Source organism: Chryseobacterium sp. ON_d1, from assembly GCF_006829085.1.
Taxonomy (GTDB): domain Bacteria; phylum Bacteroidota; class Bacteroidia; order Flavobacteriales; family Weeksellaceae; genus Chryseobacterium.
The window spans coordinates 201276-215411 of sequence record NZ_BJTC01000005.1; the positions used below are offsets into that span (position 1 = coordinate 201276).

Here is a 14136-nt window from a genome sequence, read left to right on the forward strand (position 1 = left end):
ATGAAAATTAATAGAAGAAGACGGTTAATACGAACTTTCAATCTGTTAGATCAACCTATCAGATTCAATCCGTTTGTATTCAGCCGTACTTTTTTTATGTGGGCTGTTACAGGCCTGGTAGGCGGTATCATTGCCGGCGGATATTGGATCGTATTGGAACATTTTACAGAATTTTTAGCGGAATTTCAAGGTTGGGAAGTCATTCCAACCATGGCAGTCTGTGGGTTGCTTGCAGGTCTGGTGATTCACTTTATAGGCGATCCTGGAGAAATTCATCTGATTGTTAATAATATCAGATTTAATAAAGGAAAGCTGGATCCGAAAAATAATCCATCCATGATTCTTTCTTCGCTTTTTTGTGTAGCATCAGGTGGAAGTTTAGGTCCTGAAGCGCCATTGGTACAGGTCACCGGATCTACAGGAACCTGGCTGGGGAAAATTTTCAGGCTGAAAGGTGAGGAGCTGAGGTCATTAAGTATTGCCGGGATGGCTTCCGGTTTTACGGCCTTGTTTGGTGCACCGCTTGGAGGAAGTCTTTTCTCGCTGGAAATTCTGCATCACAAATATGCGGTAGAATATTATAAAGCTATTATTCCTGCATTAGTAGCAAGCTGTTTCAGTTACTTAATGTTTGCTTTGATTATCCATTTGGGAATTGGGGCAACATGGGATTTGAAAGCATATCATTATACAGGTGTGTATGATTTTCTCTATGCCACGCTGTTCGGAATGGTGGGAACTTTGTTCGGATGGATCTTCATTTTTATAGTTAAATTTTTCAAAAAGATTTTTGAATACAGGCAGTTTCCGATTTACGTTAAAACATGTGCCGGAGGAATTATTTTAGGAATCATTGCCTATAATTTTCCCATTACAAGGTATTTCGGACACAATGAGATCAATCAGTTAATCGGAGGTAATTTCGGACTGAATTTTTTAATCCTGATTCTCATTTTTAAAATACTGGCTATTGCCATTACGGTAACTTCAGGATGGAGAGGAGGATTTATCATTCCCTTGTTTTTTGTAGGAGTCACATTGGGATTAATTATCCACAATTTATTTCCGGGTGTTGATACCACACTGGCTATTGTGAGTTGTATGGCCGCCATCAATGCTTGTGTAACAAGAACGCCGATGAGTACTACAATTATACTGGGAACACTTACCGGATTTACTTATTTCGTACCGATATTGTTTGCCAGTCTTACCGGATATTTCCTGGCTCCGAAAATTCCGTTTATCGGATCTCAATCTGAGAAATTGGCGGAAGAATAAGAGAAAATAGGAAGATATGTTAAAAATCAAGTCGGTCAGACTTTAAATTTTAAGTCAATAAACTTGAACTTCCATGTCTTTTTAGTAAATTTGTCAACCTTTAAATTTTTAAATAAAATAATAAAAATAATATGAATCTTCACGAGTATCAATCAAAAGAGATTTTATCAAAGTACGGAGTAGCTATCCAACGTGGTTTTGTTGCAAACAACGTAGAAGAAGCTGTAGCTGCTGCAGAAAAACTAACTGCTGAAACTGGCGCTCAAGGGTGGGTAGTAAAGGCTCAGATCCACGCAGGTGGTCGTGGTAAAGGTGGTGGTGTAAAGTTCTCTCCAAACATGGATAAACTTAAAGAAAACGCTCAGAATATCATCGGAATGCAGTTGGTAACTCCACAAACTTCTGCTGAGGGTAAAAAAGTAAATTCTGTTTTGGTTGCAGAGGATGTATATTATCCAGGAGAATCAGAAACTAAAGAATTTTATGTTTCTATTCTTTTAGACAGAGCTGAAGGTAAAAATACAGTTGTATATTCTACTGAAGGGGGGATGGATATTGAGCACGTTGCTGAAGTAACTCCTCATTTGATCCACAAAGAAATCATTGATCCTGCTTTAGGACTTCAAGGTTTCCAGGCTAGAAAGATTGCTTTTAACTTAGGTCTTGAAGGGAATGCTTTCAAAGAATTTACAAAATTCATTACCTCTTTATACAATGCTTACACAGGTATTGATGCTTCTCTTTTCGAAATCAACCCTGTATTGAAAACTTCTGATAACAAGATTATCGCTGTTGATGCTAAAGTAACTTTAGATGACAACTCATTATTCCGTCACAAAGACTTAGCTGAATTAAGAGATACAAGAGAAGAAGATCCGATGGATGTAGAAGCGGGTGAAGCGGGTCTTAACTTCGTAAAACTTGACGGTAACGTTGCCTGTATGGTAAACGGAGCTGGTCTTGCAATGGCTACTATGGATATCATCAAATTATCAGGTGGTAACCCTGCCAACTTCCTTGACGTGGGAGGTACTGCAGATGCTCAGAGAGTACAGACTGCTTTCGGAATCATCTTAAGAGATCCGAACGTAAAAGCTATTTTGATCAATATCTTTGGTGGTATCGTAAGATGTGACAGAGTTGCTCAAGGGGTTGTGGACGCTTACAAAGCTATGGGAAGCCTTCCGGTTCCATTGATCGTAAGATTACAGGGAACTAACGCTGTAGAAGCTAAAAAATTAATTGACGAGTCTGGTCTTCCGGTACACTCTGCAATTACTTTGGAAGAAGCTGCAAACAAAGTAAAAGAAGTTTTAGCGTAAGCTGAAATTTTCAGATAAAATAGAAGAAACCGTTTCATTTTTGAAACGGTTTTTTTATTGGTAAATGAAAGGACAGAGCTTTGTAATAAATTCAGAAGAAATGTGTATTTTAAACCTAACAGGTTTTAAAAACCTGTTAGGTTTTTCTTAGCAATCACTATAAAAACACCCAGGTTTTGAAATGGTCTTTATATTGTATATGATTACTTATCCTGATGGCTTTCCGGCAAGTTAGCCTCACCACTCGTAATACTGATGCTTGTAGGGGTTACCAATTGGATTTTATCCGTATCAAAACGTTCTTTAATACCTAGATAAGCTTTACTTCTCACCTGTGCAAGATTAGCCCCTACTTTTATCCAGAATTTCACCTGAAGATTAAAGGCTCCTTGTTTAAGGTCTGTGAAAATCACCTCTACAGTATCTAACTTATCCACATTATCAAGGCTTTTTACCACATCAAGAATCCCCTTTTGCGCCTTGGTAATATCCTCATCGGCAGGAATTTCAAAATTTAAAATAATCCTCCGCTGCGGAGAAGCTGTAATATTGTAGAATGGAGCATTGAAAACAACCTGGTTGGGAATATAAGCTTTCTTTCCGTCGTCGGTAAGTATTTTCGTGGTTAGAAAACCAATTTCCTGTACTGTGCCTGAGTGGTTACCGATCGTAATATAATCTCCTACTTTAAATGCTTTGTCAATTCCAATCAGCATTCCTGAAAAAATACTTGAGACAAGATCTTTCAGGGCAACTCCGGCAATTACCCCTGCAACTCCCAAGCTTCCGATGAACTTCCAGAGAAAACCACTGAATCCCATAATTTCAAGGGAAATAAAGGTTCCCATCAGCATGATCAGGAATCTGAATATACTGATTAAAGTCACTAAAGAACTTTCTTTCTGGCTTTTCGGGAAAAATTTGTGAAATAAATTTACTGCTCCTCTGCTTAAATACTTGCTGGTAATAAGGAAAAATGTGAATACAATAATTCCAACGATCAGCTTCGGGGTAAGTTCGGCAAAGGTCATATACCAATTTTCCAAGACTTTATAAACAACATCTATATACCTCAGTCCCGTTTTCTCCATGAATAAAAATTTTAATTAAAGATATAAATTTTAAGCAAAAAATTTGCCAGTTCCAAAAAGTCTACTAAATTTGTAGACTATAAAATAGAGAACATTATGTCAATTAAATTAGGAGATACAGCACCCAACTTTCAGGCAGAATCATCTGTAGGCGATATCAATTTTTATAATTATCTGGGGGACTCCTGGGGAATTCTGTTTTCGCATCCTGCAGATTATACGCCGGTATGCACTACAGAACTAGGATATACAGCAAAACTGCAGTCAGAATTTGATGCAAGAGATACCAAGGTGATTGCCTTGAGTGTGGATGGAGTGGAAGACCATCAGAACTGGGTGAAAGATATTAATGAGACCCAGAATACCACTGTACAGTTTCCTATTATTGCAGACAAAGACAGAAAAGTTTCTGAGTTGTATGATTTTATTCATCCTAATGCTTCGGCAACGGCTACTGTACGTTCTTTACTGATCATTGATCCGGCTAAAAAAGTAAGACTGATTATTACCTATCCGGCCTCTACAGGAAGGAATTTTGAAGAGATCCTTAGAGTGCTGGATTCTTTACAATTGGTAGATAACTATCGTGTAGCAACTCCTGTTAATTGGGAAAATGGAGAGGATGTTATTATTCCTCCGGCCATTTCTACAGAGGAAGCACGGAAAATATTTCCAAAGGGTGTAACGGAAATAAAGCCTTATTTGCGATACACTCCACAACCTAATACATGATTTATTTGATTTTTTATAGTTTAGTTTTAATTTGTACGAAAAGCGCCCCAGAAATAAAATTTCCGGGGCGCTTTCATTTTTTTATAAGTATTATTACTTAACGTCGTTGATGATTTGCTTTGCTTTAGACGTTGGAAGATAAATCTGGAAACCTAAACCAAACGTAATTTTGTTAGTATATCCACCGCTTCCGAAACCTGCGTTTGCATCATATTTTACTAAACCTTCCAATCCGATGTTTGGAGTGATGAAGTAAGAATACCCAGGTCCGAATCCGAAGTTAAGACCGTTAGAAGAAGAACCTCCTTTTGAAATAGATGTTCCACCAATACCAACGTTACCTTCGAAGAACCATCTTCCGTGGTGAAGCAAATTGTTTACTCCTTGCTCTCCCGGATTAAGATAATAACGTCCTAAAGCACCTACGTTATACGTGAAAGTAGTTGGTGCATCTTTAGCGCCTTTAAAACCTAAATCCACATATCCTCCCAATGCAATATTATCCTCAATAAAATAAGCTCCTTTCGGTTGAATATTAAAATCATAACCTCCTCCTTTGTTTAAACCGAAGTTGGCTCCTGCAAGGTTACCCCCTACCATCCAATTACCTTTCTGAATCTGAGCGTTTGCAGTTGCTGTTAAACCTGCTACGGCTAATATCCCTGTTAAAATAAGTCTTTTCATAATTTATTATTTTAATAATTAAATGTTTATTATTCACGAATTATAGAAAAAACAATAAATGTGCCATACTCTTAATTTTACGTAATTTTTCTAAATAAACGTTAACATTGTCAGTGAGATATATTTTATCTTTTTAACATATTAATTGAAGATATCATAATGATAAATACAATGGAATGGGCTTTTTAAAATCGAAATAGTAAAAATAGATGGCAGATCATTAATTTGATAAGAATTCCGGTTTTACCATATTAAATAAATAAAAGGATTAAAGAGATGATGAGTCCGGCAATGGTAAACTTTATCCCACGTTTGAATGCTTTTGTCTTAGGATTAAACATCCAGAAACTTGAAATGACAAAAAAGAAAAGTGAAACCCCAAAGAATACGCTTAAAGGCGATATGGCATCTTTAGACTGTGATTTGTGAAGAGAAACCATTTTATCTAACACAAAGGGAAGTTCCTTTTTGGTGTACTTAGCCTTTCCGGTAGCACTGTCATAAGTTCCCTGCTTAAAATAAAGAACGCTTCCTTCTGTTTTCTCCACCTCAAGTCCTTTCATTTTCAGCTCTTTTTTCAGCTCTTTCTCTGAAAGATTGGGGGCGATGTTTTTCTCGTATTTCTTTTCGCTTTTCAGGAAGTCAGTGTCTCTGTATACCAGAAGAATTCCACTTAACGAGTATACCGCCATAATTCCCGCAAGGAAATAACCCAGATAGCGGTGTGTAACCCTCATGAAACTTCTTGTGTCTTTAATTTTATCCATATCTTATTGTTCTGTTTTTATTTTAAATTTCAAAAGTGGAAACTGCAAAAATGCAATCTCCACTTTTAATAAAGAATAATTTATTTTAATTCTATAGCTTATACGTCAATGTAAAATAATAGTTTCTCGGAGTAATCGGATTTACTGAATAATTCTCATGAACATTGTAGTTGACAACATCAAACAGGTTTCCGACTTTACCCTGGATAGAGAATTTTTTCCAACCATACCCAACACTTATATCAACAGTTGTGAATCCGTTAATATCAATCATTCTTGTTTGCTGAGCCTGTCCTTTTACATCATTCCAACCAGCTTGTCTTTTTCCTGTATAGAATGCAGTCGCACCTACCTTCAGACCCTTTGCAAAATCTGTAAAGGTATAGAATACGGAAGCATTTGCTGTAAGGGCAGGAGTTCTTACCAATCTTTGATCTTCAACAAATCCGTTATCCGGAGTTTTTGTATATACAGTATTATTATAAGAAATACCTCCTATCAGAGAAAGATATTTTGTAGGATTTCCTGTGATATCCAATTCCACACCTCTACTTCTTATATTACCGGCATATACTTTATATAAGGCAAGCTTATTATCTGCAAGATATGGAGAAGTGTAGGCGTCTCTGTTGTTTATTTGATACGCTGTTAAGTTAACAGCGATTGCGTTGTTCCATAAGTTCTTCTTAATACCAACCTCATACTGGTCAATTGTTGACGCTTTTAAAGATTGATTGTTTTGATCAAAACCTGAATTAGGTGAGAATGAATTGGTATATGTTGCAAAAACTGATAAGTTATCATTAGGGTTATAAATTAGTCCTACTTTTGGTGATATAGCGTGTGCTTGTAAGCCGCTGTTTACTGTAGGTGTCTCTGTTCCTTTCAGGAAATCCTTTACTTCTGTGTCTTCATTTTTTACATATGACCATCTTACTCCTGCCAATACTTTAAATTCTTTGGTAACACTGATTAAATCCTGTGCATAAAGGCCAAATCTTTTTGTAGCTATTCTATTTCTTGACGCTCTGTAGGTTTCTGGCATGGTTCCGTCAGTGGACCAGGTGGATGGGTCATTTAAATATAATGTTCCATAGTTGACACTTGTAGGATTGGTAAAATTGTAAGTGTAAGTGTCTGCCAGGCCATAGTCTCCGTCTGTTCCAAATAAAACTTTATGAATGATATTTCCGGTCTTAAATTCTCCATTTAAGTTAACCTGTAAGGAAGTGTAATTTTGTTCAGTATAATTTCTTCCTAAAGTTCTCCCCCATGAAGGATTAAAGTTTCCTTTTCCAGATTCATATTGCCATTGAACTCTTTCTGTTGAAAAATAATCTTTTGTATAATTCTGATAGGAAGCAACTGCATTTAGACTCCACTTACTGTTCAATTGATGATTTAAAATAACGTCTGTAGTAGCTTGTTGGTTGGTCTGATATTGCCAGTTGGCACCCAAAAAACTTCTGCGGTCAACTTCAGTAGCTAATCTGGATACTCCTGTAGTTTTATCAGTTACACTCCCAATTCCAAAATCTGGAGTGAAATTATGATGTAAATAGTCTCCTTCTACAATTAACTGCGTGTTTTCACTCAAATTAAAAACAAACGACGGATTGAAGTAGTGTTTCTTAGACTCTACCATGTCTCTGAAACTCTCTGCATATTCGTAGGTACCATTCACTCTGAATGCTACTTTTTTGCTTAATGGACCATAAATATCAAACATAGGCTTGTAAGAATTCCAGCTACCGCCACTCAATCCAACTGAACCACCAAATTCGAATCTTGGTTTTTTTGTGATAAGATTCACGATACCACCAGGTCCCACGTTACCATATAACATAGCATTGGCTCCTTTTAAAACTTCAACCCTCTCTAGTCCGCTTACTTCAGGGAAGACACCACTGTTTACTCTTGCCCCGTTCTTAAAAATATTATCATTTCCAAAAATAAAACCTCTTCCGCCAAAGCTATCCTGAGATCCTCCTCTTGCAGATGTTAAATAAATACCATTTACATTTTTGATAACATCACTTAGCTGTTTTGCCTGCTGCTGCTCAATGATTTCGTGAGTAACAATGGCAATGGGCTGAGGGTTCTCCATTACCGTCAGATTGGATTTTGTTGATAACGTCCTTGCCTGATTAGGATTTCCTGTTTTGTGGAGATTAATATCCTCGATCGTTTGAGTTCTTATCGTATCTGCCTCAATGTCCTTAAGCTGTGCACTTAAAGAAGTTACAGTCAGTAGAAGCCCTAGAGAAAGTAATTGTCTTTTCATTTTATTTTTATGTAGAACAGTTTTAAATAAGGCGCAAATGTAAGTATTTGTTTAGAATAGATAAAAATAATTTTCTGATTTTTATCATGTTTTTGGAGAATCAAAGATGGATTATTTCTATCCCTCCTTTATACCGGGGAAAAGAGAATTTTTTATGAATATATTTGTTAAAAATTAAAATATGCAATTGGTAAAAGCAGGGCTGTGTGCCTTTGGAATGAGTGGAAAAGTTTTTCATGCTCCCTTTTTAAAAGAGCATCCGGGATTTTTTATTTCTGCTGTCGTAGAGAGGAGTAAGGAAGAATCGAAGGAAAAGTACCCGGAAGCAACAATTTACCGTTCTGTCGAAGAGATGCTTCAGCATGCAGATGTAGAACTGGTGATCATCAATACTCCCGTTCAGACCCATTATGAGTATGCCAAAAAAGCATTGGAGGCTGGGAAAAACATTATTGTGGAAAAACCCTTTACAGTAAATGTTTCTGAAGCAGAAGAGCTCGTACGGCTGGCTGAAGAAAAGGGACTGTTTATAAGTGTATATCAAAACAGAAGATTTGACCGTGATTTTTTACAGGTTCAAAAAATTCTGAATGAAGGCCAATTAGGAAATATAAAAGAGGTTGAGATTCGTTTTGACAGGTTCCGTACCACTCCCAGCGGAAAGCAGCATAAAGAAAGCCCGGATCAGACAGGTTCAGGATCGCTTCATGATCTGGGAGCACATCTTATCGATCAGGCAGTGCAGTACTTTGGATATCCTGAAAAACTTTTTGCAGATGTATTTTCTATGAAAGGAGCTGAGTTTGCCAATGATTATTTTGAGATCCTTTTATTCTACAAAAGCGACCTTAGAATAAGACTGAAATCTTCTGTTTTCAGCAAAGAAGGTCATTATGCTTATACCATTCATGGAGACAGGGGAACTTTTCTTCAGGAAAGAACCGATAACCAGGAAAATGAACTGGTAGCAGGTGCTGTTCCCACATATGGAAAAGAATGGACACAGCCTTTGAAAGAGGCGGATGGCATCTTAAACTTCCTGAATGACCGTTCTGAAACAGAAAGAAAACTGACTTCAAGTGAAGCCGGGAATTATATGGATTATTACCAGAAGATCTATGAACACATTGTGTTTGGATATGCCTTACCATCTCCGGGAAAAGAAGTTATTCAGAATATGAAAATCATTGATGCTTCCCTGGAAAGCGCAAAAGAAGAAAGAGTAATCAAATTATAAATGATGAGTTATGAATTATGAATGAATTCAAAATTTCAGGTTCAAGGTTTAAAGTTTCAGGTTGATCGTAGTTGTGATTAGAAATTTTCAACTCATTTACACTCAAACCCTAAAACACTCAAACGCTCCGACTCATTCATAATTCATAATTTTTAACTCATAATTATTAAAGTAGCTCCTGTAGCTCCAGCCATCTCATTTCCTGATTCTCCAGTTTTTCTGAAACTGTTTCCAGCTCTGAAGAAAGCTTGGCTATCTTTTCATAATCGGCTTCGTTGTTGAGCTGATCCAGAATTTTGGATCGCTGTTCTTCCAGTTCAGGCATTTCTTTTTCAATCGTTTCCAGCTCTCTCTGCTCTTTGAACGTTAATTTTCGCTTAGTAGTGGAAGATACAGTACTTTCTACTGTGGAAATTGTTTCTTTAATCGGCTCAGGTTTTACTGTTGCGTTTTTTTCTAATGCTTCCTCTCGGCTTCTCGCTTCTCTGTATTCTGAGAAATTTCCTACAAAATCCCTGATCTTTCCATTTCCTTCAAAAGCAAGAACATGATCTACAATTCTGTCCATGAAATATCTGTCGTGAGAAACGATGATCAAAGATCCCTGAAACTGCTGAAGGAAGTTTTCGAGAACCGTTAACGTTGGAAGGTCAAGATCATTCGTTGGCTCATCAAAAATCAGGAAGTTAGGATTCTGATACAAAATATACATCAGGTGAAGCCTTCTCTTTTCGCCTCCTGAAAGTTTAGAAATTGGAGAATATTGAGTCTGATCGTCAAATAAAAACAATCTTAAAAACTGTGAGGCAGATAAGCTTTTTCCATTGGCTAAAGGATAAAACTCTGCAATTTCCTTAATGAAATCAATGACACGTTCGTCCTCTTTATAGGTAAGGCCTTTTTGTGAGAAATAACCGAAAGAAATAGTTTCTCCTGTTTCAATTTCTCCTTTATCCGCTTTTTCATAGCCTTGAATAATATTAAGCAGGGTAGATTTACCGGCACCGTTTTTTCCAACAATTCCAACTTTTTCCCCACGTTGAAACTGATAGCTGAAATCTTTTAAAAGAACTTTAGGACCAAAACTCTTATCAATATGTTTGAGTTCAAGAATTTTATTTCCCAGACGTTTCATTTCAAAATCCAGTTCCAGTCCATCTTTTCTGGTGTCAGTTTTAGCCACCTTTTCAGTTTCGTAGAACGCATCAATCCTGCTTTTTGATTTTGTGGTTCTGGCTTTTGGCTGTCTTCTCATCCATTCCAGTTCCTTTCTGTAAAGATTATTGGCCTTATCAATAGTAGCATTTAGATTCTCCTCACGGATCATCTTGTTTTCAAGATAAGTGGCATACGAACCGTTGTGAACGTAAAGATTCTGATCTTCCATCTCCCAGATAATGTCACAAACACTGTCCAGGAAATACCGGTCGTGGGTTACGAGCAATAAGGTGATTTTTGCTTTATTCAGATAATTTTCAAGCCATTCTACCATATCCACATCCAGGTGGTTGGTAGGTTCATCCATGATCAGAAGCGTATGCCTGTGCTCAGCTCTTGTTTCTGTTAAAAGTTTGGCCAAAGCAACCCGTTTGATCTGTCCTCCGGAAAGCGTACCCATTTTGGCATCCAGATCAGTAATTTTCAGCTGGGAAAGGATCTGTTTCATTTCATTTTCCAGATCCCAGGCCTTGTGAACCTCCATATCAGCCAAAGCTTTCTCGATAAAATCATTATCCGTAGAATGCAGGGATTGGTGATAGTTTTTAAGCGCAAGGATAGGCTCAGAATCAAGAGTCATCATAAACTCTTCAATGCTGAGATCAGGATCATAGTCGATTTCCTGGTCAAATAATACCACCTGGATATCTTTGTTGATGATCGCAGTTCCGCTGTCTGCAATTTCTTTACCCATTAATATTTTCAGAAGGGTAGATTTTCCACTTCCGTTTTTGGCAACAATAGCTATTTTATCTCCTTCATTGATGTGAAAAGAAATGTTTTTAAACAAAACCTTGATGCCATAAGATTTGGTAAGATTTTCTACAGAAACGTAATTCATTGGGAATTAAGGGTTGGGTTTTAATTTTGAAATGAACCGCAAAAATACAAAAATGTAATCTAAATTTTCTGTAAACTCTTTTATAAATCAATATTTATAATTTTTTAATAAACTGTATTCATTACCTGAAAAAACTATTCTGTAAATTTGATGGGATACAGTAGTTTATAATAAAGTTGTTTATATTTTACAAAACCACAGAAAAGTTCATATAAGATGAACATCAAAGATTTTCAGAAAACTTAGATGTACCTATTATGCATAAAGCTTGATTCTAAAAAACTTAAGTGTTTAAAACTTTTGTGCCTTTTGTAGTTAAAAATAATGAATATAAAAGTTTAAACAGTTTCAATATTAAAATCAGAATGAAGTAATGAAAAAAGTAATTGTTGACATGGATGGGGTAATGGCGGATGTATATCATCAGCTGGCACAATTTGAAAAAAGAGATACAGGAAGAGAAATTGAAATCAGTAATTTGGTGGGCAGGCCTGAAATAGAAGCCTTTCCAAATGGGAAAAAACACGTTAATGAAGTGGGCTTTTTCAGAACATTACCTGTAATGAAAGGAAGTCGTGAAGCAATGGAATATCTGAATAACAAATATGATCTTTATATTGTATCAGCCGGAATGGAGTTTCCCAACAGTTTAAGAGAAAAGTACGACTGGTTGGCAGAGCATTTTCCATTCATCACCTGGGAACAGATTGTTCTTTGCGGAAGCAAAAAAGTAGTCTCCGGAGATGTGATGATTGACGATTATCCTAAAAACTTAGATCATTTTTCAGGGCAGAGATTAATCTTTACCCAACCCCATAATGAACTGATCGAAAATGAAACTTACCAAAGAGTTCACTCCTGGGAAGATATTATGAATATTCTTTAATAATGAGAATTTAAATATTTTTAGAATTATGATAGAAATATGGAGATATTTAAAACAATTTTAACTAATGCAAGGATAAATTTAATAAAGAATTATGACATTAGGAAATGGGAAATAAATAAGTTTGCGTCAAACTTTTAACATGAAAATATTTCATACTCTATTTTTTCTTATTTCTGCTGTTACTCTTAAAGCACAGGTTATTTCCGGGACGGTCATCGCTAAAAACGAAAATCAACCGATTCCTTATGTAAAAATCGGGATAGAGAAAAACTCAACGGGGACCATCTCTGATGAAAAAGGAAACTTTTCGATAGACCTTTCTCAGGTGGATCCACAACAGATAATAAAAATAGAGGTGCCTGGCTATTACCTTTATCAGGAAACAGTTCAGCGTTTTAAACAAAATCATCAGCAAAAAATATTTTTAACAGAGAAAACTAAAAATATTAAAGAGATTACGATTAAGTCTAAAAAGCTGATAGATAAAAACTGGGGAGTCAATACCAAAACAAAAAGTGTTATCTATTCGGTTAATCCGGAATTGGATAAAAAAAATTTTCTTGGAGAAACAGCTTTAGAATTCAATGCTAAGAAAAGATCAAAAATCAAAAATATCAATCTGAATATTGCCAGCTATGTTTCTGCTCAGCCCGTTTTGATGAGATACAGTATTTACAGTGAAAAAAATGGTTTTCCGGATAAGAACATTTTGGAAGAGGAAATTACCGTGGCATTAACTGAAGATATGATTAAAGACGGAACATATACACTGGATGTTAACGACCGTAACATATGGATACAGGGAAAGTTTTTTGTCGGTATACAGTTTTTAAAAGATTTTGAAGGCAGAATTAAAATAAGTGCAGCTTTGTTCAGAACAGGATTTATAAGAGAGTTTTATGGTGACTGGAAGAAAATGACCATTGCTGCACCAGCCATTAATATTGATGTGAAAATGGATAAGAATGCAAGTAATAATCAGAATAAAAATGAATTTTCAGATGCTGAAGATTTTTTAATTCCGGATGTATCCAAGTATGCTGAAGAATCAGAACATACTGACTACGGCAGGAATATATCCACCGGAAATACTTTCAAACTGAAAGATGCTGAACTTTATTATGAAGTGTATGGAGAAGGGGAACCACTGGTCTTACTTCATGGGAATTCAGGAAGTATAAAAGATTTTTACCAGCAGATTCCAGCTCTTTCCAAACAATATAAGGTAATTGCTTTAGATACCAGAGGACAGGGAAAAAGTCTGGATACTTCTAAAAGAGACTATACTTATCAACTGTTTGCCGATGATGTAAAAGCACTGGCAGATCATCTGAAAATGAATAAAATCAATATCGCCGGCTGGAGCGATGGCGGGAATACCGGACTTGAATTTGCTTTGAAATATCCGGACAGCCTGGATAAGCTTATTATAATCGGTGCAAATGCTTTTCCTGAAGGGGTAGAAAAGAAAATTACTGATAATTTCATCAATCAAATGGACCAGCTGAAGCAGCTGAATGTTCCGGAATCATTCAATGAACGCAGGCTTCTGAAAATTATGCTTACAGAGCCCAGAATCAGCCAAAAAGAGCTGAATAAAATAAAAAGTGCTGTACTGGTTATTGCCGGAGACCGTGATGTTATCAAAAAGGAACATACTGAGTTTATGGCAAAACAGATTCCTTTTGCAGAACTGAAAATCTATAAAGATGCAAGTCATATGATCCCTTTTGAGAAGGCGGATCAGCTTAATACAGATATCCTGGGGTTTTTAGAAAAGACCAATTGATAAA

At 36.3% G+C, this 14136-nt stretch carries 11 protein-coding genes; 6 read left to right on the plus strand and 5 right to left on the minus strand.

Translation table 11 applies throughout. The annotated features are described in order from the left end of the window. Both CRS_RS09860 and sucC read left to right on the plus strand, forming a co-directional pair. Nucleotides 1–1278, plus strand: a complete 1278-nt coding sequence (locus CRS_RS09860) for a chloride channel protein (RefSeq protein ID WP_142723865.1) — start codon at nt 1–3, stop codon at nt 1276–1278. 131 nt (nt 1279–1409) lie between these two features. Further along, the gene (gene sucC / locus CRS_RS09865) at nt 1410–2600 is read left to right on the plus strand and encodes an ADP-forming succinate--CoA ligase subunit beta (RefSeq protein WP_142723866.1); all 1191 of its coding nucleotides are present in this window, start codon (nt 1410–1412) and stop codon (nt 2598–2600) included. A gap of 203 nt (nt 2601–2803) precedes the next feature. Here the strand turns inward: sucC and CRS_RS09870 are convergent, their stop codons facing one another. Then, complete coding sequence (locus tag CRS_RS09870; protein ID WP_142723867.1) at nt 2804–3691, minus strand: mechanosensitive ion channel family protein; 888 nt, start codon at nt 3689–3691, stop codon at nt 2804–2806. A 96-nt stretch (nt 3692–3787) separates the two neighbouring features. On the opposite strand from CRS_RS09870, the gene CRS_RS09875 reads away from it, so the two are divergent. Then, entirely contained in the window at nt 3788–4423 is a 636-nt protein-coding gene (locus CRS_RS09875) for a peroxiredoxin (protein WP_142723868.1), read from the plus strand. Nucleotides 4424–4516: 93 nt separating this feature from the next. On the opposite strand, the gene CRS_RS09880 is transcribed toward CRS_RS09875, so the two are convergent. From CRS_RS09880 to CRS_RS09890, 3 genes are all read right to left on the minus strand, one after another. Beyond that, nucleotides 4517–5107 carry an outer membrane beta-barrel protein gene (locus CRS_RS09880; protein ID WP_002976637.1) on the minus strand — a complete coding sequence of 197 codons (591 nt, stop codon included), beginning with the start codon at nt 5105–5107 and terminating at the stop codon, nt 4517–4519. Between the two features lie 251 nt (nt 5108–5358). Further along, entirely contained in the window at nt 5359–5874 is a 516-nt protein-coding gene (locus CRS_RS09885) for a hypothetical protein (RefSeq protein ID WP_142723869.1), read from the minus strand. A 91-nt stretch (nt 5875–5965) separates the two neighbouring features. Then, entirely contained in the window at nt 5966–8158 is a 2193-nt protein-coding gene (locus CRS_RS09890; RefSeq protein ID WP_142723870.1) for a TonB-dependent siderophore receptor, read from the minus strand. Between the two features lie 181 nt (nt 8159–8339). Between CRS_RS09890 and CRS_RS09895 the strand changes: the two genes are divergently transcribed. Next, a complete protein-coding gene (locus CRS_RS09895) occupies nt 8340–9395 on the plus strand; it encodes a Gfo/Idh/MocA family oxidoreductase (RefSeq protein WP_142723871.1) in 1056 nt (351 codons plus the stop codon). Nucleotides 9396–9561: 166 nt separating this feature from the next. On the opposite strand, the gene CRS_RS09900 is transcribed toward CRS_RS09895, so the two are convergent. Then, complete coding sequence (locus CRS_RS09900; RefSeq protein ID WP_142723872.1) at nt 9562–11454, minus strand: ABC-F family ATP-binding cassette domain-containing protein; 1893 nt, start codon at nt 11452–11454, stop codon at nt 9562–9564. Nucleotides 11455–11827: 373 nt separating this feature from the next. Here CRS_RS09900 and CRS_RS09905 point away from each other — a divergent pair, with 373 nt between their 5' ends. Both CRS_RS09905 and CRS_RS09910 read left to right on the plus strand, forming a co-directional pair. Next, complete coding sequence (locus CRS_RS09905; protein ID WP_142723873.1) at nt 11828–12340, plus strand: 5'(3')-deoxyribonucleotidase; 513 nt, start codon at nt 11828–11830, stop codon at nt 12338–12340. A gap of 142 nt (nt 12341–12482) precedes the next feature. After that, a complete protein-coding gene (locus tag CRS_RS09910) occupies nt 12483–14132 on the plus strand; it encodes an alpha/beta fold hydrolase (RefSeq protein WP_142723874.1) in 1650 nt (549 codons plus the stop codon). Nucleotides 14133–14136: the final 4 nt, after the last annotated feature.

Excerpts from the sequence above, each read along its gene's own strand:
- CRS_RS09860 (WP_142723865.1), top strand. The coding sequence starts at position 1 with ATGAAAATTAATAGAAGAAGACGGTTAATACGAACTTTCAATCTGTTA.
- sucC (WP_142723866.1), top strand. The coding sequence starts at position 1,410 with ATGAATCTTCACGAGTATCAATCAAAAGAGATTTTATCAAAGTACGGA.
- CRS_RS09870 (WP_142723867.1), bottom strand. The coding sequence starts at position 3,691 with ATGGAGAAAACGGGACTGAGGTATATAGATGTTGTTTATAAAGTCTTG.
- CRS_RS09875 (WP_142723868.1), top strand. The coding sequence starts at position 3,788 with ATGTCAATTAAATTAGGAGATACAGCACCCAACTTTCAGGCAGAATCA.
- CRS_RS09880 (WP_002976637.1), bottom strand. The coding sequence starts at position 5,107 with ATGAAAAGACTTATTTTAACAGGGATATTAGCCGTAGCAGGTTTAACA.
- CRS_RS09885 (WP_142723869.1), bottom strand. The coding sequence starts at position 5,874 with ATGGATAAAATTAAAGACACAAGAAGTTTCATGAGGGTTACACACCGC.
- CRS_RS09890 (WP_142723870.1), bottom strand. The coding sequence starts at position 8,158 with ATGAAAAGACAATTACTTTCTCTAGGGCTTCTACTGACTGTAACTTCT.
- CRS_RS09895 (WP_142723871.1), top strand. The coding sequence starts at position 8,340 with ATGCAATTGGTAAAAGCAGGGCTGTGTGCCTTTGGAATGAGTGGAAAA.
- CRS_RS09900 (WP_142723872.1), bottom strand. The coding sequence starts at position 11,454 with ATGAATTACGTTTCTGTAGAAAATCTTACCAAATCTTATGGCATCAAG.
- CRS_RS09905 (WP_142723873.1), top strand. The coding sequence starts at position 11,828 with ATGAAAAAAGTAATTGTTGACATGGATGGGGTAATGGCGGATGTATAT.
- CRS_RS09910 (WP_142723874.1), top strand. The coding sequence starts at position 12,483 with ATGAAAATATTTCATACTCTATTTTTTCTTATTTCTGCTGTTACTCTT.